The 25,041-nt window shown below is 65.8% G+C and carries 20 protein-coding genes; 6 read left to right on the top strand and 14 right to left on the bottom strand.

Annotation, left to right across the window (positions count from 1 at the left end; all coding sequences use genetic code 11):
• Nucleotides 1–150 precede the first annotated feature (150 nt).
• Complete coding sequence (locus R2N03_RS11500) at nt 151–1,413, top strand: DUF3734 domain-containing protein (RefSeq protein WP_316657719.1); 1,263 nt, start codon at nt 151–153, stop codon at nt 1,411–1,413.
• Between the two features lie 9 nt (nt 1,414–1,422).
• On the opposite strand, the gene R2N03_RS11495 is transcribed toward R2N03_RS11500, so the two are convergent.
• Both R2N03_RS11495 and R2N03_RS11490 read right to left on the bottom strand, forming a co-directional pair.
• A complete protein-coding gene (locus tag R2N03_RS11495) occupies nt 1,423–3,546 on the bottom strand; it encodes a cation:proton antiporter (RefSeq protein WP_316657718.1) in 2,124 nt (707 codons plus the stop codon).
• Nucleotides 3,543–4,643, bottom strand: coding sequence for an oxidoreductase (locus tag R2N03_RS11490; protein WP_316657717.1), 1,101 nt, complete (start codon nt 4,641–4,643; stop codon nt 3,543–3,545). Before R2N03_RS11490 ends, R2N03_RS11495 begins: the two co-directional genes overlap by 4 nt.
• 258 nt (nt 4,644–4,901) lie before the next feature.
• Here R2N03_RS11490 and R2N03_RS11485 point away from each other — a divergent pair, with 258 nt between their 5' ends.
• Together R2N03_RS11485 and speG are read left to right on the top strand one after the other, a co-directional pair.
• Nucleotides 4,902–7,037, top strand: coding sequence for a TonB-dependent receptor (locus R2N03_RS11485; protein ID WP_316657716.1), 2,136 nt, complete (start codon nt 4,902–4,904; stop codon nt 7,035–7,037).
• Nucleotides 7,038–7,087: 50 nt separating this feature from the next.
• Nucleotides 7,088–7,633 (top strand): spermidine N1-acetyltransferase, encoded by a 546-nt coding sequence (speG, locus tag R2N03_RS11480; RefSeq protein ID WP_316657715.1) that lies wholly within the window; start codon nt 7,088–7,090, stop codon nt 7,631–7,633.
• Between the two features lie 26 nt (nt 7,634–7,659).
• Here speG and R2N03_RS11475 read toward each other — a convergent pair whose 3' ends face one another.
• A complete protein-coding gene (locus tag R2N03_RS11475) occupies nt 7,660–8,376 on the bottom strand; it encodes an ArsR/SmtB family transcription factor (RefSeq protein WP_316657714.1) in 717 nt (238 codons plus the stop codon).
• A gap of 94 nt (nt 8,377–8,470) precedes the next feature.
• Between R2N03_RS11475 and R2N03_RS11470 the strand changes: the two genes are divergently transcribed.
• The 3 genes from R2N03_RS11470 (at nt 8,471) to R2N03_RS11460 (ending at nt 11,285) form a co-directional block, all read left to right on the top strand.
• A complete protein-coding gene (locus tag R2N03_RS11470; RefSeq protein WP_316657713.1) occupies nt 8,471–9,616 on the top strand; it encodes a cytochrome P450 in 1,146 nt (381 codons plus the stop codon).
• 20 nt (nt 9,617–9,636) lie between these two features.
• Nucleotides 9,637–9,981, top strand: a complete 345-nt coding sequence (locus R2N03_RS11465) for an antibiotic biosynthesis monooxygenase family protein (protein ID WP_316657712.1) — start codon at nt 9,637–9,639, stop codon at nt 9,979–9,981.
• A gap of 149 nt (nt 9,982–10,130) precedes the next feature.
• Nucleotides 10,131–11,285 carry a Gfo/Idh/MocA family protein gene (locus R2N03_RS11460; RefSeq protein ID WP_316657711.1) on the top strand — a complete coding sequence of 385 codons (1,155 nt, stop codon included), beginning with the start codon at nt 10,131–10,133 and terminating at the stop codon, nt 11,283–11,285.
• 46 nt (nt 11,286–11,331) lie between these two features.
• Here R2N03_RS11460 and R2N03_RS11455 read toward each other — a convergent pair whose 3' ends face one another.
• The 11 genes from R2N03_RS11455 to R2N03_RS11405 form a co-directional block, all read right to left on the bottom strand.
• Complete coding sequence (locus R2N03_RS11455; protein WP_316657710.1) at nt 11,332–11,619, bottom strand: hypothetical protein; 288 nt, start codon at nt 11,617–11,619, stop codon at nt 11,332–11,334.
• 147 nt (nt 11,620–11,766) lie between these two features.
• Entirely contained in the window at nt 11,767–15,006 is a 3,240-nt protein-coding gene (locus R2N03_RS11450) for a bifunctional cytochrome P450/NADPH--P450 reductase (protein WP_316657709.1), read from the bottom strand.
• Nucleotides 15,007–15,156: 150 nt separating this feature from the next.
• Nucleotides 15,157–15,939, bottom strand: a complete 783-nt coding sequence (locus tag R2N03_RS11445; protein WP_316657708.1) for a DUF2968 domain-containing protein — start codon at nt 15,937–15,939, stop codon at nt 15,157–15,159.
• 108 nt (nt 15,940–16,047) lie between these two features.
• Nucleotides 16,048–17,457 carry a sigma-54-dependent transcriptional regulator gene (locus tag R2N03_RS11440; RefSeq protein WP_316657707.1) on the bottom strand — a complete coding sequence of 470 codons (1,410 nt, stop codon included), beginning with the start codon at nt 17,455–17,457 and terminating at the stop codon, nt 16,048–16,050.
• 15 nt (nt 17,458–17,472) lie between these two features.
• Nucleotides 17,473–19,152 (bottom strand): TadG family pilus assembly protein, encoded by a 1,680-nt coding sequence (locus tag R2N03_RS11435; protein WP_316657706.1) that lies wholly within the window; start codon nt 19,150–19,152, stop codon nt 17,473–17,475.
• A gap of 9 nt (nt 19,153–19,161) precedes the next feature.
• Nucleotides 19,162–19,494 carry a DUF3613 domain-containing protein gene (locus tag R2N03_RS11430; RefSeq protein WP_316657705.1) on the bottom strand — a complete coding sequence of 111 codons (333 nt, stop codon included), beginning with the start codon at nt 19,492–19,494 and terminating at the stop codon, nt 19,162–19,164.
• Nucleotides 19,491–20,417 carry a tetratricopeptide repeat protein gene (locus tag R2N03_RS11425; RefSeq protein WP_316657794.1) on the bottom strand — a complete coding sequence of 309 codons (927 nt, stop codon included), beginning with the start codon at nt 20,415–20,417 and terminating at the stop codon, nt 19,491–19,493. Before R2N03_RS11425 ends, R2N03_RS11430 begins: the two co-directional genes overlap by 4 nt.
• A gap of 7 nt (nt 20,418–20,424) precedes the next feature.
• Nucleotides 20,425–21,417, bottom strand: a complete 993-nt coding sequence (locus R2N03_RS11420) for a type II secretion system F family protein (protein ID WP_316657703.1) — start codon at nt 21,415–21,417, stop codon at nt 20,425–20,427.
• A gap of 9 nt (nt 21,418–21,426) precedes the next feature.
• Nucleotides 21,427–22,353 carry a type II secretion system F family protein gene (locus tag R2N03_RS11415; protein WP_316657702.1) on the bottom strand — a complete coding sequence of 309 codons (927 nt, stop codon included), beginning with the start codon at nt 22,351–22,353 and terminating at the stop codon, nt 21,427–21,429.
• Nucleotides 22,346–23,710 (bottom strand): TadA family conjugal transfer-associated ATPase, encoded by a 1,365-nt coding sequence (locus R2N03_RS11410; protein WP_316657701.1) that lies wholly within the window; start codon nt 23,708–23,710, stop codon nt 22,346–22,348. Before R2N03_RS11410 ends, R2N03_RS11415 begins: the two co-directional genes overlap by 8 nt.
• Nucleotides 23,707–25,032 (bottom strand): CpaE/TadZ family protein, encoded by a 1,326-nt coding sequence (locus tag R2N03_RS11405; protein ID WP_316657700.1) that lies wholly within the window; start codon nt 25,030–25,032, stop codon nt 23,707–23,709. Before R2N03_RS11405 ends, R2N03_RS11410 begins: the two co-directional genes overlap by 4 nt.
• Nucleotides 25,033–25,041: the final 9 nt, after the last annotated feature.

Genomic DNA, 25,041 nt, shown 5'->3' with positions numbered 1-25,041 from the left:
CAGCCACGCCTGTGCTGGGCGACATCGTGGACGGCGCTGAGACAGCACGCTTGATGGCAGCCTTCCCGAGCGCTGCGCTCGCCGACCAACCTTTCGTGGTGAGCCGAGGCGGTTCTTGCGATACGCCAACACCACGAAGCTGGAGGAGACATGTCCGCACCCAGACCACGCGCGGCTGCAAGCATGCGGCCCAATCCTGCTGAATCATCGCGCCCCGCAGATGCGCCGTCCACACAGGCGCAGCGCATCGTGCTGCCAGCCTACGAGAACATCGCGCTGGTACTGCAGGGCGGTGGCGCGCTGGGGGCCTACCAGGCAGGCGTGTTCGAAGGGCTGGACGAAGCGGGCATCGTGCCAAACTGGATTGCGGGCATCTCCATCGGGGCACTCAACACGGCCATCATTGCCGGCAACGCCCCCGAGCATCGGCAAGCGAAGCTGCGCGCGTTCTGGCAGACGATCACGCAACCGAGCTTCTCACCGCCGCTGCCGGACCTCCTGGAAAACGCCTGGTTCGACGGCAATGCACATCTGCGGAAGTGGCTGACAGCGATGCAAGCGGCCGACACCATCCTCGAAGGCCAACGCGGCTTTTTCACGCCGCGCATTCCTGCGCCGCTACCGGCCAACGAGGTCGATCCGCTCGACGCCAGCTACTACGACACCACGCCGCTCAGAGCCACCCTGGAACGCCTGTGCGACTTCGACCGCATCAATGACGGCGGCATCCGCGTCAGTGTGGAAGCCGTGAACCTGCGCACCGGCAACCTCGAGTGCTTCGACAACACCGAGCGCCGGCTCACGGTGGACCACTTCATGGCCTCCGGCGCGCTGCCGCCCGGGTTCCCTCCCGTGCAGATCGACGGTGATTACTACTGGGACGGCGGTGTGGTCTCGAACACCCCGTTGTCGCATGTACTGCAAAGCACGCCGCGGCGCGACTCGCTGGTCTTTCAGGTGGATCTCTGGAGCGCGGTGGGCCCGGTGCCGGACACCATGATCGGCGTAGCCAGCCGTCAGAAGGACATCCAGTACTCCAGCCGGACGCGGCTCATCACCGATTGGATGGAGCGCGCGCAGTCGACCCGCCGGCTGGTCCGCCAATTGCTCGACCACCTCCCGCCCGGGGAGTTTGGCCGCACGCCGTGGTACCAGCACGCGCAGGAGCTGGCCTGCACCAAGCGCTACAACGTCATCCACCTCATCTACGCCGCCAAGGACCACGAAGGCCCCGGCAAGGACATCCAGTTCGGGCCCTCGACCATGCGCGACCATTGGGCTTCGGGGCTGGCGGACATCCGCGAATCGCTCGCGCACCCAGAGTGGCTGGCGATGCCGACGGACGACTCGGGCTTCGTCACGCACGACATCCACCGCCATCTGACCGGCGAGCGGCCGGTCAAGCGGCTTTGATGCACGTCGCTACGGCGCGGCATCGGCCTGCGCAGACGGCGTCTGCGAGGACAATCCGAGCGGCGGCCGCGGCAGCGCCGCTGTCCAGGCGCGTCGGATGACTGCGCTGATCTGCTTGTAGACCTCTTTCGAGATCACCGTTTCCGCCAGCATCGCATCAATCTTGGTCTGGCCGATATACAGCGCAAACAGCAGGAGCAGGCGCTTTTCCAGCGCGGCGCTGTAGTCGCCAAACTTCTCGCGCAGTTCGGTCAGGCCGCCTTCTGCGGCCTCGATGCGGGCGATGAGGACGCCGTCGAGCAGATCGGCCATGCGCTCGCCCAGCACCGGCTGCAGCGACACCCGGTTGTATGCGCGCAGCCGCTCCAGAACGGTCTGCCGACACACCAGCAATTCGAAGCGGTCAGCCAGCGCGTTGGCCAGCGGCCGGTCGATATGCGCAACGCGGTGCAGCCAGAAGGCGACGCGATAGCCGACATGCTTGGCCAGGATCTGGCGTGACGCGCGCTTGTAGCCGAGACGCCCTTCCGTACGAGCCGCGTCGATCATGTCTGCGGTGTTGCGCATCATCGCGTCAAGGTTGCGGATGGAGATCAGGCCATTGCCGTACTCCGGAATCAGCTCACGCTCGCGCGTGGCCAACGCGACCAGCCCGATCGTCAGGCGCTCGCGCTCGGAGAGCGCTTCTTCAAGGTTCAGCTCGGCCGCACCGGCCGCCACTTCCAGCCGATACGTTGCAACCGCCTGATCGGTCGCGCCCGCTGTGAAATGGAAGTGGCCGCCAATGCGGCGCATGATCGCTTCCACCTCTTCCGTCGACATGTTCAGCGCCTGTCCTTGCAGCGCCTGTTCCTGCGATGAAAGCTGGTCAAGACCGAGCTGGTGCATCACCCAGCGCAGCGTCGCCCCGTTGACGAGCACGCTCACCAGCACAAAGCCGGTCGCAAGAATGGAGACGAAGTGGCGATCCGCCGCATGCACGGCATGTTTTTCGGCCACGCCCAGCGCGAGTACGAGGGTCACGGCCCCACGCAGCCCGCCCCAGGCGATGGCCAGCTTGTATGCATGACTCACGGGTGCGGAAAGCTTGAACCACGCTAACGCAGGGAGCAGGCCAAACAGCACGGCCAGGCGAGCCACGAGGGCTGCCGCCACGACAACCGCCAACCACCCTGCGTCTTTCCAGACCACGCCATGCAGCAGCTCCGGCACGCGCACGGCCGCCAGCAGAAAGACCACTGCGCCGGCCAGCGCGGCAATCTGCTCCCAGATCAATTGCAGGTGCGACCAGTTGCGCGGGGTCAGCCGCGTGCGCCCGAGCGCTCCGATCACCAACCCGGCACAGACCACCGTGACCACCCCCGACACATGCAGCATGTTCTCTGCGACGAGATAGAGCGGATACGGCAGTGCGAGCGTCCACGCGGCCTCTGCCTGGGCGATGCCGCGCAGCGCCGGCAGCAGATAGGCGGCAATGCGCCCCGCGATGAGCCCAAAGACCACGCCGCCGCCGAATGCCTTGGCCAGTTCGCGCAGGCCGCCGCCGATGGTGGCGTCGCCGCCGTGCCCGGTCAGCATGGCGAGCAGCACGCCCATGATGGCGATGGCGGCGGCATCATTGAGCAAGGCCTCGCCCTCGACCAGCCGAATCAGCCGTGCGGGCGCACCGACATCGCGAAAGACTGCAATCACGGCAGACGGGTCGGTCGTGGCGATCATGGCCCCGAGCAACAGGCACGTGACCACGCCAAACGGCGTGAACGCTGCGGCTGCCAGGCCGATGACGCCCGTTGCCACCACCACGGCCACGATCGCCAGCATCAGGATGGGCGCGGCATCCGGCGCCATGCTGCGCACGTCCACCGACAGCGCCGCCTGAAACAGCAAAGGTGGCAGAAACAGCCAGAGATACGCCTCGGCCGGCCAGCTCGGATCGATGAGCGGCGCGAAGAACGTCGACGCGAACGCGGGAGCGCTGTTCTGCAGGCCCACATACGCGCCGCCGATGCCGATGCCCGCCAGCGCGAGCAGCGTCGATTCAGGCAACGTCAAACGCGAGGCCAGCATCTGCACGAGCGCCACGACGGCAAGCAGGCCGCCGGCCACGAGCAACAGGATGACGACGCCGTTCACGACGTGGACTCCCGTGTGGCGAGCCAATCGGCGCGCTCGGAATCGGTCAGGTCTGGCACGGCCACGGCGCCAGTCTCAGCGGCGGCTACGGCGGCCTCCAGCACGGCCATCACCGCGACCGCCTGCACCGGCGGCACAGGGTTGGGGTGCTGCCCCCGGATGGCATCGCGCACGGCTGCGTAGTAGGCGCGCTGGTCCCCTGGCGGTGTCGCCACGTCAACGGTTGCAGATGTTGCGCCGTCGATCAGGATGCCTGCGTCGTCATCCTGGCCCCAGCCTGTCTCGCCGGGCGCCATGCCGGCCAGCAGTTGCGCTTCCTGCGGATCCGGCCTGCGCTTGATGAACGAGCCGAGCGTGCCATGCACAACCCAGCGCGGCGCTCCGCCCGCCACCAACATGCTGGCATGCAGGATGGCGCGACGCTCACCAACATGCAGGATGACGTGAGCCCAATCCGGCGTCTCGGCGCCGGGGCGCTGGCGGGCAAAAGACGCCGTCACGGAATCTGGCAGACCGAGCAGCAGCAATGCCTGATCCACCAGATGCGGCCCCAGATCGAACCAGATTCCCGTGCCCCGCCCCGCCTGCTCGCGCCAGCGCTGCCGCACCTGGGGCCTGTACCGATCGAAATGCGCCTCCACGTGCATCGCCGCGCCGATGGTGCCGCCGGCAAGCACGGTCTGCACGGCGAGGAAATCGCTGTCCCAGCGTCGGTTCTGGAAGACGGACAACAGGCGCCCCGTCTCACGCGCCACGCGAGCCAGATGCCGTGCCTCGGTCAGCGTGACGGTAAAGGGCTTATCCACGACGACATGCTTGCCGGCGCGTAACGCGGCTTCGGCCAATGGTGCGTGACGCTCGTTGGGTGCGGCAATGACAACGAGGTCCACATCCGCATGCGTGACCGCCGCTTCGGGCGCGCAAACCTGGACATCCGGCAGCGCTGCGTGAACGGCCTCCGGCCGCTTGGAGCCGATCACATGCAACTGGAGACCCGGCGTTGCGCGCACGAGGGCGGCATGGAACAGCTTGCCGGCGTATCCATAGCCCACCAGGGCGACGCGCACGGCCGACGAAGACGAAGATGAAAGCGACATATCAACGGAAAACGGGAGGCTGCCAGGCAGACGCGGCGTCCGCAATCGGGTGCCGGTCATTGCGGATTATCGCAACGAAAGTTGCTGTACCGCGGGTCGATTCACGTTGCGCATTGTCAAAAACGCGCATGCGTCCTCTTGTAAATACGAATTGTTCTCATTACTATTGCGCTTCCACATTTTGAAGACGCGACCACCTTGATGAGGATCGCGCCCTGCCTCGTACCGATCGGGGCCTTTCACTTTACGGGAACTGCAATGCCGCCGAAATCTCGACGAGAGGGCCTTCGCCTGTCTCTGGTTGTCCTTGGAACGCTGCCGTTTGCCCAGGTGGCAACTGCCGCAGACGCCGCCGTAGCTGCCGCAGACGCCGGCACACTTCCGACCGCCACCGTCAAGGGCACGCGCAACACCACCAGCTACGACACGCCAATCGCCAACACGGCCACGAAGATTCCCGTGCCGCTGCGCGAGATTCCCCAATCGGTGAACGTCGTGCCGCGCGCGATCATCCAGGACCAGGGGGCGCTGTCGATCAACGATGCGCTGCGCAACGTGCCGGGCGTGTCGGCCTCGCTGGGCGATGCACAGCGCGACCAGGTGACCATCCGTGGCTTCTCGTCGATCAACGACCAGTACGTCGACGGATTGCGTGATGATTCGCTGTACTTCCGCGATCTGTCGAACATCGAGCGTATCGAGGTATTGAAGGGCCCCGCAGCTGTGCTGTACGGGCGCGGCTCGTCGGGCGGCATCATCAACCGCGTCACGAAGACGCCGCTTGCCACGCCGTTGGCCGAAGTCGGCGTGCTGGTCGGCAGCGAGGGCCAGAAGCGCGCCGAGTTCGACCTGAACACCTCGATCAACGACGACGCCATCCGCGCACGCATCTCGGGTGCGGTGGAAGATTCGGGCGGCTTCCGCAACGATTACTTCCTGCGCCGCCAGGCGATCTCGCCGTCGTTCATGTTCAACCTGTCGCCCGACACCAAGCTGACGGTGCAGTTTGACTACCTGCACGACAAGCGCATCGCCGACCAGGGCGTTCCTTCGTACCACGGCCGCCCTGTCGACGTGCCGATCGAAACACGCTACGGCTCCGCCAATGCCGGCGCGGGCAATGTCGAATCGACCGTCAGGAGCGTGACCGGCACGCTGGATCACCGCTTCAGTGACACGTGGGCGTTCCACAGCGTGGTGCGCAACTATGAGTATTCGCTGGGCCGCAACAACTACACGACGGTGCGCAGCGTCAACGATGACCCCATCCCGACCGTCACGCTCAACGTCAACCAGCGCAACCGCAGCGACCGCGGTACCGTCTGGCAGAACGAGCTGACGCAGCGGGCGGAAACCTGGGGCGTCCAGCACACGCTGCTGTACGGCATCGAGCTGGGTTACCAGGACAAGAGCGACCGCGTGGCGGCTGCGCCGGGCAGCTTCAACGTCAATCTGTTCAATCCGGTGCTGCCGCTGCTGCCCACGGTGCCTGCCAATGCCGTGCCGACCAACTACGGCCTCTCGCACAACGAGACCTATGCCGCGTACGTGCAGGACCTCGTCAAGTTCTCGCCGCAATGGACGGTGCTGGCTGGCCTGCGCTACGAGATCCTCAAGCAGAGCCGCGACGACCTCACGCCCAAGAATCTGGATCTGTCGCGCACCGACAAGCCGGTCAGCCCGCGCCTGGGCGTGGTCTACCATCCGATCGAGCCGCTCTCGCTGTATGCCTCGTACAGTCGCTCGTTCCAGCCGCTGGCGGACAGTTTCACGTTCTTCTCCAACAGCGGCGCGCTCGCTCCGCAGTCCACAACCAACTACGAGATCGGGGCCAAGTACGATCTGTCGGCCGGTGCAAGCGTGACAGCAGCACTGTTCGACATGAAGCAGACAAACCTCACGGCCGCCGACCCGGCCACGGGTCTGGGTGTCCCCATCGGTACGCAGCGCACGCGCGGGCTGGAACTTTCGTTCACGGGTGAGATCAGTAAGAAGTGGTCGCTCGTGGCCAGCTATGCCTATCTGAATGGCCGCCTCGAGAATCCCTACGACAAGAGCGGCGGCGTGGCCGTCAACGGCAATCAGCCCTCGCTCACGCCGCGTCACAGTGGCGCCCTGTGGCTCAAGCACGATCTGCCGAACGGTTTCTATGTGGCCGGCGGCGTGCGCGCAGAGGCCGCCCGCTATGCCTCGCAGTACAACCTGACCACACTGCCAGGCTACATGACCGTCGACCTCGGCGCCGGTTATCGCAGCAAGCACGTAGACGTCACGCTCAATCTGCAGAACCTCTTCAACCGGGCTTATTACGTTTCAGCCCACGGTGCGGCTGAAAACTACAACATGCCAGGAGCCCCACGCATGGCGCTGCTTGGCATACGCTACAAGATGTAAGACCCGCGCGTCAGGCAATTGGCCTCGTGCACATCAAAAGGACAACGACCATGATCGTCGAGAAAGCCCCGAATCTTGCCCTTCGCCCGCTGGAACGCGATGATCTGCGCTTCGTGCACGAACTGAACAACGACGCGAAGATCATGCGCTACTGGTTCGAAGAACCGTACGAAACATTCACGGAACTGTCGCAACTGTATGACCGCCACGTGCACGACCAGCGCGAGCGCCGCTTCATCTGCGAAAACACGGAAGGACAGGCCGTCGGCCTGGTCGAGTTGATGGAGCTGAACACCATCCACCGCCGCGGCGAATTCCAGATCATCATCGCGCCCGGCTGGCAGGGCCGAGGCTATGCATCCACCGCGACGCGCCTGGCGATCGACTACGCCTTCATGGTGTTGAACCTGCACAAGCTGTATCTCGTGGTCGACGTGAAGAACGAAAAGGCGATCCACATCTACGAGAAATGCGGCTTCCAGTGCGAGGGCGAACTGGTTGAAGAGTTCTTCAGCAATGGCGCCTATCACAACGCCCTGCGCATGTGCGCATTCCAGCGCGACTACGTCGCATCCCAAGGCCGCCGCGCCTTGTGATGGCGCGAGGCGGCCGTCCCGCCTCGCTAGGTGCTCGCCAGCCAGGCGTACAGCGCCTGCCGTCCCGCCTCCGTCATGGCCAGCGCGCGCGAGTGCTTCTGGCGCACGAGCCAGCCCAGCGCGATGCACCGCTCGGCCACAGCGGCCCCGAGCGCCCCCGCCAGATGCGGGCGGCGCTCGCTCCAATCCATGCAACCGTAAGCCAGGCGACGGCGTCCCGCGCGCAGGGCCGGCACGTCGATGCCAATGGCCGCGAATGCGCTCGCTCCCGGCGCTGTTACGTCGTACTCGGCGTGGTTATCACCCTGCGGCACGATCCAGCCACGCGCAAGCAGCCGGGCGGAAACGTCCGTACCCAACGCTCCAGCCAGATGGTCGTAGCACAGCCGTGCGGCACGCAGATTCTCCGGCACGGTGGAGCGGCGCGGGTCGGCTGGCTTTTCCGGCGCCACCACCAGCAGGGATTCAATCAACTCCGCCACGGCGGGTGAGCGCAGGCCGAAGTATTTGTAGCGCCCGCTGGCGAGCGAGGTGATGAGCGCATCGGCCTCCAGCCGCCGCAGGTGGGCGCTGGCGGTTGCAGGTTCCACGCCCGCTCCATAGGCAAGCTCCTTGGCGGTGAGCGAGCGGCCCTCCATCAAGAGCAGCAGCATGCGGATGCGGGTCGGGTCTCCGATGGTGGCGGCCAGCCGGCCGATATCGGGCTGCGTGGCCGCCGGTGCGGCGGTAGGCGATGCGGTCATGATTCGATGCAGGCCAAACTGTTGGCGCGTGACAGGCGAACGGGCGGTCCAGACAATAGGGGCCATCTTACTCCCGCGCCCCGCCGCTCAAGCCATGCCGCCCGCAGCCCTGGACAGCACGCTCGCCGCTCCCGCGAACGCGCTGCAAGCCGTGACCCACGCCGACCCGGCGCCCTACTACGCTCAACTCGCTGCAACGCGCCCATGCTTCTTCGACGACGCGCTCGGCTGGTGGGTGGCGGCCAGCGCCAGTGCGGTCGATGCCGTGCTGGGCAACGCCGCATGCCAGGTGCGCCCCGCCGATGAGCCGGTACCCAAGGCCATCGCCGCATCGCCCACCGGCTCATTCTTCAGGCGCCTCGTCCGCCAGATCGACGGGCCGGACCACGATTCCCGCAAGGCCGCTGTCATGCAGGTGCTCGGTCAGCTCGACGTATCCGCTTTGGCCACGCGCGCGCATCAGCAAGCCAGCGCAGCGTGGAGCGACGCGACGTGCCTCACCGCCGCTCTGCATGCTGACGCCCACTTGCGCATTCCGCTGGCCACCATCGCGCACATCCTGCTTGGCGACGACGCCGACGCGGCGGCCTGCCAGACCGACATTGCCGCCTATCTGGCCGCGCTCGGCGCCGGGGCCAACGCCGCGGAGGTGGCAGAAGCAGACGCCGCCGTCGCCCGATTGCAAGACCGCTTCGCGAACGCACCCCTCGCCAGCGACGGTGATGATGCCGATGTCAGCAACCTCGCAGCCCTGCTCGCACAGACCTACGATGCCTGTGCGGGTCTGCTCGGCAACTGCATCGTCGCGCTGTCGCGGCATGTGGGGCTGGTGGCGTGCCTGCGCACGCACCCGCAGGCGATCGAGCGGTTCGTGACAGAAGTCTTGCGCCGCGATGCGCCCGTACAGAACACCCGGCGATTTGTCTCCCGCGACACCGAGCTGGCCGGGCAAGCGCTGCGTCCGGGCGACAGGATCCTCGTGCTGCTGGCCGCTGCCAACGTCGACGCAGCAGCGAATGCCGACCCGCTGCGCTTCGACATCGACCGCACCCAACCGCGCCTCTGGACATTCGGCGCCGGCCCGCACCGGTGCCCAGCCGAAGTGCTGGCGACCGTCATCGCACGCGAATCAGTGCAGCATCTGCTGAACCTGCCGAATGTCGACCAGTGGCTCGTCGACCTGGGCGAAGTGGCCTACCGCCCGTCGCCCAATGCACGCATGCCCGTATTCCACGCCTGACGCCACGCAAGGAGCCGCCCGTGATCGCCGTCATCTTCGAAGTCATACCCGCCCCCGGCCAACGCGACGCCTACCTGAACGCCGCCGCCCGGCTGAAGCCGCTGCTCGAGCAGATCGACGGCTTCATTTCCGTCGAGCGCTTCCAGAGCATCACGGACCCCGACAAGATGCTCTCGCTATCGTTCTTTCGCGATGAAGAGGCCATCAAGGCATGGCGGAACCTCGAGCAGCACCGCCGCGCACAGCACTTTGGTCGCGAACATGCCTTTGCAGACTACCGTCTGCGCATTGCGCACGTGATGCGCGACTACGGCCTCAACACGCGCGAAGAGGCACCCGCCGATAGCCGGGCCGAGCACGCATGAGTCCATACCGACCGGGCCTCGAGCTCTGAACTCAGGCGGTTTCCACTCGGCAGGCATCGCCTTTGCTAAGTCATGCAGGACCCGCATGAATCCGTGCGCCGCCTCTCCACACCGGCGTGCATGTGCGCAACGATTGCAAAGGAATTGTCATGTCTACCGGAATGCATGAGGCGACGCGCGAACCGCGAGCCGCACTGGCCAGCACGAGCCGGAACCCCGTGCGCTATGCGGTGGTGGGGGCCGGCTGGATTTCCCAGGCGGCATTCCTGCCGGGCGTCGCGCAGAGCGGCAACTCGGTGGTCACCGCGCTCGTGACGGGTGACGATGCCAAGGCAACAGCGCTGGCTGAACGCTATGGCATCACGCACGTGCACGGCTATGCCGACTATGACCAGTTGCTGACCTCGGGCGACATTGATGCGATCTACCTCGCGCTACCGAACGACATGCACCGGCAGTACGCGCTGCCCGCCCTGCAGCGCGGCATCCACGTGCTGCTCGAGAAGCCGATGGCCACGAGCGAAGCGGACTGCGAAGCCATGATCGAAGCCGCCCGCCATGGCAACGCCAAACTGATGATCGCTTACCGGTTGCATTTCGAGCCCGCCACGCTGGCCGCCATCGAACTGGTTCGCGCCGGCAAGCTGGGGCGCATTCGCGCGTTCTCGGCCATGTTCAGTCAATCGGTGGCGCCGTCGAACCACCGCGCAAGCCATGGGTATTGGGCAGGCCCCGTGTCGGACATGGGCGTGTACCCGATCAACGCCGTGCGTAACCTGTTTGGCGAGGAGCCCATAGAAGTGTCTGCGTGCGGCGTGCGCGACCCCGATCTGCCGTTCAACTTTGACGACACCGTGAGCGTGACCCTACGTTTTGCCGACCAGCGCATCGCGCAGTTCGTCGTCTGCTACAGCGGAGCGAATATTGATCAATACCGCATCCTCGGCACCAAGGGCGACCTTGAAGTCTCGCCCGGTTTCATGTTTGGCGTCGGGTTACGGTATCGCCTGACGCTGGACGGCAAGGCCCACGAACAGGTTTTTGATGCCACCGACCAGTTTGGCGGCGAGCTGCAGTATTTCTCCGATTGCATCCTGCACAACCGCGAACCCGAGCCCAACGGTGAGGAGGGCCTGGCAGATGTGCGCGTGCTGGCGGCCATCGAGCGTGCGCTCGAATCAGGTCAACCGCAAAACCTGGGGCCATTCCAGCGCCAGGGCCGCATGGAAACCGCGCAGGTGCGCAGGCTGCCGCCCGTGTCCGCACCGGAACTCGTGGACGCGGCAGAACCCAGCAAGGGATGAGGCCAGAAACAGAAACGCCCGCAACGAACGGCGGGCGGGCACGGAATTACAACTTGATGTGCTGCACGGCATCGCGCATGCGCAGCCGCGTGGAGACATCGGAATTGGATTGACTGGAACCGTCGGTATCCATGGCGTTGTCGCAGCGCCATTCGGTGGCTTCACCGTTGTCGGTGAGCGCACAGACGCGGTGGGTCCAACGGTCCCACACAAACACGTCACTGCCGGCCTCGCCAGAAAGTAGCGGCTCGAAGCGGTACATCCACAAGTACCCAAGACCCAGCAGGGTGAACACCAGGATCGCCATCCAGGACGCTTTGATTCGGCGTCGCATCTTCATTTCTCCTCGTGGAGCCACTGCGCCGGACGCCGCGGACAGTGCGTCGTCAAGCCAGAAGCGCGAAGCTCCAGGGCCAAATCGTATCATGCGGCGCTTCGGTCGCCCGTCGCCTCGACTGGTGGCGAAGCGGCTGAAGCAAGCTCAGTTGAAGACGTCCTGGCGGTAACGGCCGGACTGCATCTGCGCCGTCAGCCAGTCCGATGCGCAAGTCAGATCACTGCCGTAGCGCGCCTGGTGCATGCGGATGAGCGTATCGCGCACGGCAGGTGCCATGGCACGTCCGTCGCCGCACACATATAGCGTGGCGCCAGCATCGAATGCTGCCCAGACCGCTTCACGCGCCTCCCACAAGGCGTGCTGAACAAAACGATGGGGATGGCCATCCACGCACGAGTAGGCCGGGAAGATCCTCACCACGCCGGCATCTTCCCAGCGGCGCAGCGTGTCGCGGTAGAGAAAGTCGTGATCCGGGTGACGGCAACCGAAGCACAGCAGCGAGGTGGCGACAGACTCGCCGGCAGCCTGCTGCGCGGCACGCTCTTCCAGAAACCCGCGGAACGGCGCAATGCCGGTACCGGCACCGATCAATACCATCGGCTTGCTGGCGTCGTGGTCGGGGGCAAATGGCGGATTGGGCGTCCGGACGGTGGCAGCGATCTCCGCGCCGGGAGACAACTGCCTCAGATAATTCGACGCCGTGCCGCGATACGTTCCGTTACCCGACCATGCCGGCCCTGACACCGTCCCGACAGTCAGCGCCGCAACGCCTGGAGACACCTGCGCCGACGAGGCAATCGAATAGAAGCGCGGCCGCATTGCTCCGAGCCGGGCCAGGAAGCCCTCCAGGGTCAATTCAACTGCGGGAAAGCGGATCAGCAGATCCAGTACGCTGACGTGTGCGGCGTGAACGTCGCGCTCGAAACGCTGCGCGGCCTCCTCATCTTCCAGCCAGGCAGCGAGTTGCTGACGTGTGAAGGGACAGCGCGTGGCGGCGTGCAATGCTGCGACGTCGCGCACCGTGGCGGTGTCCTGCAATTCGACGAAATCGCGCAACAGCTGGCGCACCGTCACGGGACGATTGAGCGGCAGGTGACGAACATGCGCATGCTGTGCCGTCAACGTGACGAGCGCCTCCCCCTCCAACCCAAGTCGGACGATTGCCGCCTCGACACGGTCGTCCGCATTGCGCGGATAGACGGCCAGGTGATCGCCCGTCGCGTACGTCGTACCCGGAGGCAGTTGCACCGTGAGGTGACGCGTCGGGCCACGCGGTGCCTCACGGGTGAAGTCCCACAGACCTGCAGGGTCGCTGACAAGCTCTTCGTTGCTGAGCACGGTCATCGCACACGCGGAAGGCGGCAAGGTCGCGGCACGCACGGTGTCGGGTGCGAGGTATTCGACACGGACAGCAGGCGCATCCGCACTGGCTTCGCGCGTTCCGAGCGCGCTCCATAAGCCCCGCGTCCAGGCATCGACGGCGGCATCGAAACCACCGTTGCCATCGGCCTCGCCGCGAGCAACGATGGCCTGCGCGCCGGACGCAGCCAGCATCGCTTCCACCCGCTTGGGGAATGCCTGGAACGCCGGCCACTGCGAGTTGCCGCAGCCGAGCACCGCATAGCGCAACCTTGGCGCTTGCCGCACCAGCGCATGTGCCGAATCGAGACGGGCCTCCAGCGTTCGGGCGCTGTCCGGCGCGCGTCCGTTGTAAGTCGCTGCCACCACGATCAGCGTGCCCTCCTCCGGCAACGCGTCAGCCACGGTATCCAGTGGCGCCACCTTGGCATCGAAGCCAGCGCGCGATGCGGTCGCGGCAATATGCTCGGCGATGTCCTGGCACGTGCCCAGACTGCCACCGTAGAGCACGTGCATCGATTCGCCATCGCCAGCCAGCGCGATGGGCTCGCTGGCATCCGTGGCTGCAGCCCCGCATGCTGGCATGGCAACAGACAACCGCTCGCGCGCATGTCGCAATCGGGCGCGCAGTCGAAAGCCGTCCGGTTTGAGCGTCAGCGTCTCCTTGATGTGGAAAGCGTAGTCGTGCGGGTCAGACAAGGCAAAACGCTGCAGGATGACGGCCAGCGCCAGCTTTGCCTCGGTCAGTGCGAACTGGCGGCCAATACAGGCGCGCTCGCCATTGCCAAAGGGCTTGTAGGCGTGTGGGTGCAGGCGGGCTTCGTTTTCGGGCAGGAAACGGTCGATATCGAACACTTCGGGACGATCCCACACTGCCGGATCACGGTGCAGCGCCATCAATACCGTCACCACGCGTTGGTCCTTTCGGATGGCGTAGCGTCCGCCGATGCGGGTGTCTTCGTAGGGCGCCACGCCAAAGCTCGGCGCCGTGGGCCACAGACGCAGCGTCTCCTTCAACACGCGCTCGATCACGTCGAGCTGGGCGAGGTGCCCATATTGCGGCACCGTGTCGCCCGGCAGAACGCGATCGACTTCGGCATACGCCTGCGCCAGCACAGCCGGATGGCGCAGCAGCAGATACAGCGCGAAGGTCAGCAACCCACTGGTGGTTTCATGACCGGCAATCAGGAAGGTGATGACCTGAAAGCGGATATTGGTGTCGTCCAGCGGCTGGTCCGTGACCGGATCCCGCGCGTTGAGCATCAGGCCGAGCAGATCGCTCGCGCCCTTGCCGCCATCCCGCGCCAGACGGCGCGCGCGGATGACTTCGTCGACCAGCCCATGCATCGAGGCTACGTCCTGCTCGAACCGGCGATGGTGCTCGCGCATGAACCGGTCTTTGAGCGGCAGGCGCGTGAGCTTGCCCATGGCTTCGGACAGCACCCCGACCATCGCCGCCAGAAAGGGATGCAGCTCCGGCGTGTTGAACGAATCGAACCGGTACCCAAAGCCCGCCAGCGAGATGGTATCGAGCGTGAGCCGCGTCATGTCGTCCGCGACCGGGATGTCGGCATCGGGGCCCTGGCGCGCCCACTTGTCGGCCAGCGCGTCGGCCACTTCAAGCATTACGTCGAAGTAGCCTTTCATGGCCCGCTGGCTGAAGGCGGGAAGCAGGATGCGGTGCGCCTTGCCCCAGTTGGGCTCGTCATGGTGCGCGGTGAAGAGGCCATCGCCCGCTCCCGCCCGCAGAAACGACAGTGGCGGCCCGATCAGCTTGCGAAAGCGCGTCTCGTCGCTCAGCTCGGCGACCAGGTCGGCGGAATAGACGAATGGCACGCGACGTCCGCCAAAGTCGAGCTGATAGATGCCGCCGGGAAACTGCCGGCTCGTCTCCAGCAGCGTCTGGGCGAGGCGGTCCTTGGGGAGCTGCAGCAGGTTGCCCAGCCACGGCAAGCCCTTGGGCTGGGGGATCGGCACCGCCGCCGCTGCGGAGGCATTGGCGGGTAACTCTGAGGCAGAACGCATGCGCGGTCGACTGCGAAAGTAGGTTATCCGCCAATGTACGCGCCGCTCCGCCGGCGATCAAACACCTACGCCGTGTTTGAATAGCTGCCCCTAAAAGTGAATCGGGCGACCCGCGGGCCGCCCGATGCACAGCATCACTGCAAAGCGCTGTCAGCGGTGACGCTGCGGCGGATTGAACGGTGCGTTGACCTGCGTCTCCAACGCGCGGATCTGGCGCTGGAGCTCCTCCACGCGGGCACGGGCGGCGCGGCGTTCGACATCGAGCGCATCGGCTTCCGTCCGGGCGGCCTTCTGACGTTCCTGCGCCTGGGCCTGCTGCTGGCGCTGGATTTCCAGATCGGTTCGCAAGCCCCGGAGCTTCTCTTCCTGCGCGGCAATCTGGCGTTCAGCGCGCTCCTTCTGGGCCTCCAGGCGGATGCGCTGCAGTTCCAGATCGGCCATCGAGCGCGTTTGCCGAACGAAATCGTTGTACGCGCGCTCGGCGGAGGCCTCATTGGCGGTCTTGATGACGCGCCAGAGGTCCTTCTGCTGGAACAGCGTCACGTAATACGTCAGGTCGGACTGCGCAAACAGCAGGCTCGCGCCATAGGCGCCGTTGTAAGTGGTACGAAGCTCCGACAGCTCGTGGGCCTGCATGCGCTGCTGGAGCTCGAGCACGGTACTGCTGTTCGGGACCGGGTGATCGGCGCGGGTATTGCCCCCTGCAGCGGGCGCGCTGGCGGCCGGCGCGGCCGCCTGGCCAACGGTGGCCGTCAAGGGCGGCACCGGCGTGGCGGCGATCGGTGTAATCGTGCTGGGCGGTGCGGCCGGGCTCTGCGCCACGGCTGACGTGCAGGCCGCCGTACCCGCCATGGCAGCTACCGCGGCCGCAATGGTCAACCCCCTCTGAAACGCCTGTTGCGGCGCTTTCCCTGACTGTTTTTTAGTTCTCATCTCGACCCTGTGGATTCTGCGCGCGTGTTGCAGCCGAAAACTATACGCGATCCGCCGTCCGCGTGGCATGCGAGGCACCCCCTTCGGGGCTCAGGGTGTTGTTTGGCGTCACTCCAGCTCGCGCAGCTCGGCTTCGCCATCAGCGATCTGGTACTTGCGCATCTTTTCCCACAGCACCTTCCGGCTGATGCCGAGCGTGGCGGCAGTGTCCTGGCGACGCCAGTTGTTGGCATCGAGGGCGGCGAGAATCCGGCGGCGCTCTTCGTCCCCGCCATTGCCGCCGTTGCCGCGCTCGATGTATCCGCCGCCAGTGCCGCCATGACCGGCTTCCCGGTCGAAGGCATCGCGCTGCAGACCGGCAAAGAGCGGCAGGATGCGAGCTTCCTCCCATCGGCCAAACTGGCGCAGGGTGATGCCGATACGCTCGGCCAGGTTGCGCAGCTCCCGCACGTTACCGGCAAAGTAGGCGCGCCCCACCGACGCGCGCACCCAATCGGGCACCGCCGGCATGCTGTCGTAGGCCTTGTCCCCCAGCAGGTGCCGCAGGAACGACAACAGCAGCGCCACCTTGTCGTCCGCACCGCGCTGTTCCAGGCTCGGAATACGGAGCTCGATCACGGCCAGACGAAAATACAGGTCTGCCCGGAACTTGCCCGTTGCGACCATCTCGCGCAGGTTCTTGTTGGTGGCGGCCACGAGACGGAAATCCAGCTTCACGGGGACCGTCGATCCGAGCCGCGTGCACTCGCTGTCTTCCAGCACGCGCAGCAGCTTCACCTGCTGATAGAGCGGCAGGTCGCCCAGCTCGTCGAGGAAAAGCGTGCCGCCGTTGGCTTGCTCGAAGTAGCCGCGATGCGCATACATGGCACCGGTAAAGGCGCCCTTGGCGTGACCGAAGAACTGCGATTCGAACAGGCCGTCGGGAATGGCACCGCAGTTGACCGCCACGAAAGGGCCCTTGCCATAGACGCTGTTCTTGTCGTGCAGCAGCCGCGCGATGCGCTCCTTGCCGGCGCCCGTCTCTCCGTAGAGCATGACGTTGCTGTCGCAGTCGGCAAAGGTATCGACCTGTTCGAGCAGCGCATGCATGGCCGGCGATGCGGCTACCAGGGCGCTCTGGTCGGGCGCCGCGTCGGGCGCCGAGGTCATCGACGGCAACACCTTCGCAATCTGTGCGCGCAGCTCGGCGGCGCCAAAGTCGGGCCCCAGCACATGCGTGTACTCGGGTGGAAAACGGCTCGGGTCATGCTGGCTATCAGCCGCCACCCAGATGACGGGCATGCCCTGCGCGGCTTGCCAGTCGAGCACGGTAAAGCCGCCGCTTTCCACCACCGACGCGCTGATGATGGCAACACCCGGCTTCATGCGCGGTTCGGCGGGCTGGAAGTCGATGCCGCCAGCGCGGATCACCTCGGCCCCGAACGGCGCCATGAATCGCGTCACACGATCGGCAATATCGTGACGTCCTTCCCAGACGAAGATCTCAAGCGCTTCGTACGCCCAGCGATCGGTCTTCATGTCGTCGCTTCCATGTCAATAGACGAGTTCAACTGCGTCGCAGTTCACCGAGTTCACCTTGATATCCGCATAACCCAGTTGAACACCCAGCAGTTCAAGCACTGGTGTCAGCACGCTATCCAGAATGGATCCGATCGTCGCCAGCTCCGTGCTGATGGCGGCGGTGCTGACGGGGAGGATCCCAAGCACATTGATCTGCAAGTTGGTCGTGTTCGCCAACAGGGCACTGAAGAAGCCGCTCGTGCCAGTCACCCGTACTGTCTGCCCGACGCCCACCTGCACACCGTTGTATGGCGTATCGCTGCCGAATGGGACGTTCGCAGTCGGCGGCGGGTTGTCGTAGATGGTCACCAGGGGCGCGGTCAGCAGGCCCACCAGTGCCGCCGGTCCCGCTGCGCCGCAGTTCAGTGGTCCCGACGAAACGGAATCGGCACCGGCTGCAATGCAAGCTGAAATCGGTGAGATGGCCCCGGAGATGTCCGCCGACAGATTCGTACGGGGTACCGGGCAGTTCGCGTCGACCACATGCGCATTGGCCCCCGCTATCGTCACGCCGACCGGCAGGTTGAGGGTCAGCAGACCCAGCACGCTGGCGCTGACGTTCAGCCCCAGTTGCACCTGTCCCGTATAGGCCGTCGTGCGCCAATTGCCGGACGCATCCCGTCCCGGCGGGCCGATGGCCAGCACGGGAGGCTGAATGATCTTCAGATTGAGCGTCACCCCGAGCAATCCGGGAATCGTCAACCCCGTCGACAGCGCCACCGCATTCTTGCTGTTCGCGATCTGCGCGGCGGTGGTCACCAGGTCCAGCACGTTGAGCTCCGCGTTCAGTGCCGATTGATCGTTACCGACCATCGCAAGAAACTGCAGAACGCCGGGGTTGCCTGAACTGTTGCCGACGTTGATTTGGGTGTCATGCAAGAGCGGCCCGACCACCAGTGCATTGGGCGCCAGCGCGTTACTGACCGTGACGCCAGCAAGCCCGTTCTGCGCGCCGGCTGAAATGACGGCGGTCAGAAACTGGTTGAGCGATACCTGCGCGGCCAGCAGTTGCTGAACCGTCCCCACCCCGAGCGCCGCCATCAGGTCTGCCACATGGATATTCGTGCTTGCGAGGCCCTGGTAAGAGACCAGGTCGAGACTCAGCGGATTGGCGTTTCCCAGCAACATGCCAAGCACCTGATTGAGCAGGCCCCCGTCGAGGGAAGCGAGGCCCGATCCCAATGAAAACGACACAATCGGCGTGTTCTTGGCAATGGCTGTCGCCTGCAACCGGCGCGTGCCGATGGTGAAGAAGTACGGCACGTTCTGGGTGAGCGTCACCTGGGCGGCGTTGGTATTGCCGTCAATGGCGGATTGGGCGGTGAAATACGTGGGCGCGTTTCCTGCGCTGGCATCCCAGACGCCGGGAACCATCGCCATCGTCACGTTGGCGCCGTCCACCGTGAAGCCGTTCTGCTGCACGGCAAGGGACGCTGCGTCGGGTACGTCGAGCCGCTGTGCCGCAGCCATGGCGGCCAGGTCCGCCGCACGCTGCAGGGCGCGCTGCGAATAGAAGAGGTTGCCGATATCGATCGACACGAGCACCGCCAGGCCGATGGTCGCCACAAAGACGGCCGTCATCACGCTGATGGCGCCCTGCATGCGCCGGCGCAACGCGGTGCCATGACGAAAACGAACGGCGGAGGCATTCATGGTGATCACTCAGCGTCCAGTCTGCTGCATGACATTCGATGCCGGAGGCCGCGTGCCGGATTGCGTTTGCGACAACCCGGGCATCGGCCTGCTGAACGAATCGAGGTAACGCCGATAGGCCAGCGCGGCCTGTTCACCCCGCAGCGGCGCGAACTCGCCGGCGTAGGTCCCGTCGCGCTGCGCCTTCAGCAACGCGCGTGTGGCGTCGTTGACGTTGCTGCCAACCTTCGGCGCTGCAGGCTCCGCGCTCTGCGGCCCCGAACCGGAAAAGCCCTGCGCGCCCGCGACGCCGCTTACGAGCGATGCCGCCACGCCCGCGACCAGAAGAATCCGACCAATCATTGCGCTGCCTCCAAGGTGTCGAGCAGACGCCCACGCTGCAGCGCAAGCGGATTGATGGACGGCCGGCCCTCAGTGGCCGCCGCCGCTCCATTGGTGGGTGGCAACGCCGCAGTGGCTCGCGACGGTGCCACCGGTGCCGTCTCGCGCGCGATGCGCCGATCCCGCCAGGCGCTCTTGACGCGTGCCACGTCATCGTCGATGGCCTTGCGCGCGGCAGCCGTCAGTTGCGCATGAGCGGCCAGCGACGCAGCGTCGTCCTTCCGGTCATTCACCGTCAGCCAGATCACGAGGTTCCCGGCGATCTTCGGGCTGGTTTCAGCCATCTGCTGCGCCTGCATCAGCGGCACGCGCGCCTGTTCGACTTCACCGGCGCGCATCAGGGCATAGCCGAAGTCGCTCACCGTGCTGGCATCGGTCGGGTTGGCTTGCGCTGCGACCTGCAGGCAGCGTGCGGCCTCGGTGAAGTTGCCTCGACGGCCGGCGGTGATACCCAGCCCTCGCCATGCGCCGGCATTCAGCAGAGCGCCCTGCGTGCCGGCGCCCATGGTCGATGTGGCGGCAATCACGGCGCGGTAGCCCGCTTCTGCGGCGGCGAGCTGGTCAGTCTCGCGCAGCGCATCGGCACGCATGAGCAGCACCGCGGGCGCATGCCCATAGCGCTGCTCGTACGCATCGATATGCGCGAGCGACGCGTAATACAACCCCTGCTCCTGCATCTTGCGGATCAGCGACAGGTACGTTGCGGGATTGGTGATCTCGGCTTTCTCTTCGCTCTGCCGCTGACGCGCCATCTCGATATCGACATCGGCCCGCCGGCTCATGTCGGCGCTGGAACTGGAGCTGGCCATCGAACCGCAGCCAGCCAACATCGTCAGTGCCGCCAGCGCGCCGGCGGTGCCCGTGCGCAGGGCCTTCTGGATCATCGTCACCTCAACCTCCTCCCGCCATCTGTTTCAGGCTGCGCGTCACGCCCATGAAACCCGGGCCCGCCGTGATCATCAGCAGCGCGGGCAGCAGCGTGATCACCATCACCATGGTCATCTTCACGGTCAGCTTGCCGATGCGCTCCTTCATCTGCGCGCGCCGGTTCTCCTGCAGGCGCAGGCCGAACTGCCGCAAGGGCTCCTGCACCGCACCGCCGAAGCGGTCGACCTGCGTCAGCAGCGTGATCAGGCCCTTCAGGTCTTCGTTGTCGAACAGGCGGGCAATGCGCAGCAGCGTCTGCTCGCGGGAGCGTCCGGAGGCGAACTGCTGGTTGGCTCGCCCAAACTCGCCTGCCAGCACCGGCAACATGCTGTGGAATTCATTGGCGATCACCTGCAGGCTCTGGTCGATCGACAGTCCCACCCCCTGCAACAGGCGCAGCATGTCCACCATGACGGGCAACTCGTCTTCGACCTGGCGGCGGCGCCCCTGAGAACGGCGGCCGAGATACCACTTGGGCCCGAGGTATCCGAGTGCGAATCCCATGAACCCCCAGAGCAGCGCTTTGACGGAGCTCGCTGCCAGCAGGAACGCGACCAGACCCAACATGGGCGGCAGGACCATGCGCACACCGCCAAAGAGCGTGCGTGCGTGTTCGCCGTGAAAGCCGCACTCCTCAAGCAGCTTGCGGTCCTCTTCGGTGACGAGGCGGTGCCCGAGCGACGTGTCGATCCAGCGCTGGCCGACCTTGGCGATCTGCTGCTGCAGTTGCTGTGCCTCGCGCATGCCGTGCTGGCGCGGCTTGGCGGACGGCGCTGCGGGAACCGTTGGCGCAGGCTGCGCTGCCCCTGCTGCGGCGGCGCGCACGTCGGACAGCGCCGTGTCGAGCTTGCGCACGCTGCGTTGGCGCATCAGCACCGCGCGCAGCACGATCCCGCCAAAGAGCAACAGGCCGGCAGCGGCAGCCGTCAGACTGAGCGTGAACAGAACGTCTTCCATGCCGCGCTCCTACAACGATTTGGCCAGCCTGGCCAACGCCAGCGCGCCAATCACTTCGAGCCCGAAGGCGGCCATGATCAGCGTCCGGCCGAACGGGTCTCGCCACATCGACAACACGTACGCCGCGTTGAACATGATGATGAGGCCACCCACCACCATCGGGAGCAGCGCGAGAATCCACGCAGACAGGCGCGTCTCCGCCGACAGCGCCAGCAGCTCGCGCTGCGCCTGCTGGCGATCGCGCATGAACGCCGCGGTGCGTTCCATCACAATGTCTGCGCGTCCGCCATAACGCAGCGACAGGCGCAGCACAGACGCCAGCAAGACAAGTTCGTTGACGCGGTATTGCTGGCCGACAGCCAGCACAGCGGCGTCGAGATCCTTGCCCGCGCGCTGCATCTGCGTGGTCGAGGTCAGGCAGTTGCGCAGCGGCGGCTCGGTGTTGGCGCTGGCCGCCTGGAACGCTGCGGGCACCGCGCTGCCGATGCTCATGAGCCGGACCACCCCATCCAGGAAGCCGGGCAGTTGCTGCAGCAGGCGCTCGTTCATGCGCCGCGTGCGGTTCCAGAAGAGAAAGGCCGCGATCATCACGTAGATCGCAAGTGCCATGGCGGCAGAGAGCATCCCCGACACAGCCCACGCGGCCAGTACGAACAACACGGCCGGGACGATCACAAGCGCATAGAAGCGGCGAGTCGGTTCGATGTCGGCGCGACGCAGCGCGTCGATCCAGGCACGCTGAAGCGTGTCGGGTACGCCTGCCGGCACGGCTTCCACGTTGGGCTGGTAGCGCGCATTGATCTGTTCGGTCTGCGCACGCACGAAGGCGCGCGACGCCTCGCGTTCGCGGCGGCGCACGGCCTCGGACCACAACATCAGCCCTCCGCCCAGCAGCAGCAACGCAAGGCAACCGAACCAGAGCGCCTCGTTAGACATGGAAACGGCCTCCGCCGCCGAAGCCACCACCCATGCCGCCTCCCATCCCACCGCCGTCGAGCCCCGCATTGCGCATGCGCGCCAGCTTGGGGGAATGCGGCTGCAGGCCGAGCGCCGTCCAGCGATCGATCTCCTCGCCATCGGGACCGAAGTACGGCTCGTACCGATACAGTTCTTGCGTGGAGATGATGTTGTCGCCCAGCCCGGTGATCTCCATGACCGAGAGAATGCGCCGCTTGCCGTTGGACAGCCGCCCGATCTGCACGATGAAGTCGATGGCGTTGGTGATCTGCCGGCGCAGGCTGACCTCGCTGCCCTGGAAGCCGGCAAAGCCGGCCAGCATCTCGAGCCGGTACAGGCATTCGCGCGGGCTGCTGGCGTGGATGGTGCCCATCGATCCATCGTGGCCGGTGCTCATGGCCTGCAGCATTTCCAGCACCTCGCCGCCGCGCACTTCCCCCACGATGATGCGGTCGGGGCGCATGCGCAGGCTGTTACGCAACAGATCGCGAATCGTCACCACCCCCGTGCCCTCGAAGCCGCCGGGGCGGCTTTCCAGGCGCACCACGTGCGGATGATTGAGCGAGAGTTCCGCCGTGTCCTCGATGGTGATCACGCGCTCGGTGACGGGAATGTGATACGCCATCGCGTTGAGCAGCGAAGTCTTGCCCGAACTCGTGCCGCCACTGATCAGGATGTTGCAGCGCGCCTGCACGGCAGCGCGCAGCAGGTCACCGATCTCCTCGCTCATCGTGCCGAGGCCGAGCAGGTCTTCGGGCTTGAGCGGATCCTTGCGGAATTTGCGGATCGACACCACCGGCCCCTCCAGGGCGAGCGGTGGGATGACCACGTTGATACGTCCACCGTCGGGCAGACGCGCATCGACCATCGGGTTGGATTCATCCAGCCGGCGGCCGATCGGCGCCAGGATACGGCGCACGATGCGCAGCAGGTGGTTGCCATCGGAAAAGCGCACCGGGATGCGCTCGAGCACGCCGTGTCTTGACACGTACACGTCCAGGTGGCCGTTGACCAGGATGTCCTCGACCGCCGGATCGCCGAGCAGATCTTCGAGCGGCCCGAACCCGGCCAGCTCCTTGGTCAAGGCCTCGGCAATCTGGCGCACCTCGGTCTCGTTGACGGGGATGCGGCGCATGCGCGTGAAGCCCTCGACCTCCAGGTCGACAAAGCGCTGAATGGCCGTGCGGGACCAGCGACCGAATTCGGCGCCCAGCTCCTCGATACGGGTCAACAGGTGCTCGTGTGCCGCTTCCTTGATGTCCTGAAACGCCTGCGAAACGGCAAACGCGCCGTGGCTGGATTCAGCGTGATTGGAGAACTCGATGGGTTGTGTCATGTCGCGTTCCGTTCAGTGGTGCCCGTGCCGATATCCAGCTCGGCCGCCTCGGCCGGCTTGCGTTTGAAGCGGCCGCCCAACCGGGCGCGCGCCTCGGCCATCCAGTTCGATACGCCCGCGACGCGCTCGCTCTGCTGGGCGTACCCCAGCGTCTGAACGATCTGGGCCAGGGCACGTACGTACGCGTCGGCGGGGTTGGTTTCGGCGAGCGTCGCGCCCTGGTTGGAGGAGATCACCAGCGGCGGGCGACGGTTTGGCACCGTCAGCACGGACGGAATCTCCAGTCGCTCGGCAATCTGCGCCGCATCCAGTGACAACCGCGCGTCGAACTTCGAGATGAGCAGGTGCAGGTGATCGCGGTCGATCTCGCGCTTCTTCAGTTCCTGCATCAGCTCGGCGGCCGAGACGATGGCCCCCACGCTCTGCTCGGTCACCAGCATCACGTCGTCTGCGGCCTTGACCAGTTGGGCGATGAAATCGATGTTGTTGAAGCCGCCCAGGTCAACGACCTGCAGGTCGAAGAACGTACGCAGGCGGTTGAGCAGCCCAAGCGCCTCGGAGAACGAGATGTCGCGCATCTCGGCCAGCGAAATCGGCAGTGGCAGCACCGCCAGGCCGTTCGGGTGACGCGACAGCGCGGTCTGCACAAACACCTGGTCGAAACGGCGCAGGTTGCGCACGGCCTCCACAAAATGGAAATTGGCCGGCACGTTCAGGTAGAGCGCGCCGTCGCGCAGCGGTTGTCCGAGGTCCAGCAACATCACGTCGCTGGCGGATGTCCGGCGCACCAGCGTCGCCAAGTTCGTCGCGAGCGTAGTGGCGCCCACGCCGGGGCGTGCGCCCAGAATGGCCAACACGCGGCCGCGGCGCGTCGGCTCGGCAGAGGCCCGTTCGGCCAGCAACCGCCGCACCACCCGCACGGCCTCGGTGGGTGCTCCCTCTACGTCGACGAAATCCTTCACCCCGGCGCGCAAGGCAGCCAGCATCGCGCGGCCATCCGACGCGGACCCGACCGCCACCAATGGCAAGCCCGGAAACAACCGCGCCAACTCGGCAACCAGTTGCGTGGCCTCGCCGATGGCATCCGCGCCCTCGCCCAGCTTCTGGTCGGGTTCCGGCACATCCATGCGGGCGGGGGACGACGCAAAGCGCACGAACACCACTTCGGGGTTCACCGCGCCGATCTGCTCGAGAAAGGCATCGTGCCCGGTGGTCTGCGCGACCAGCACGCCCAGTTCCCGGAGCGCTCCAGCGAGCCAGCGGTGCGCAGCCGCCGACTGCGCATCGCCCTGTCCGCCGCCGTGCAGGAGAAAGTAGTCCATGCCCGCCCC

It is taken from the genome of Ralstonia condita, from assembly GCF_958405655.1.
In the GTDB taxonomy this organism is placed as follows: Bacteria; Pseudomonadota; Gammaproteobacteria; order Burkholderiales; family Burkholderiaceae; genus Ralstonia; species Ralstonia condita.
The sequence above is the reverse complement of the archived record's forward strand: the minus strand, read 5'-3'. Positions and strand labels throughout refer to the sequence as shown.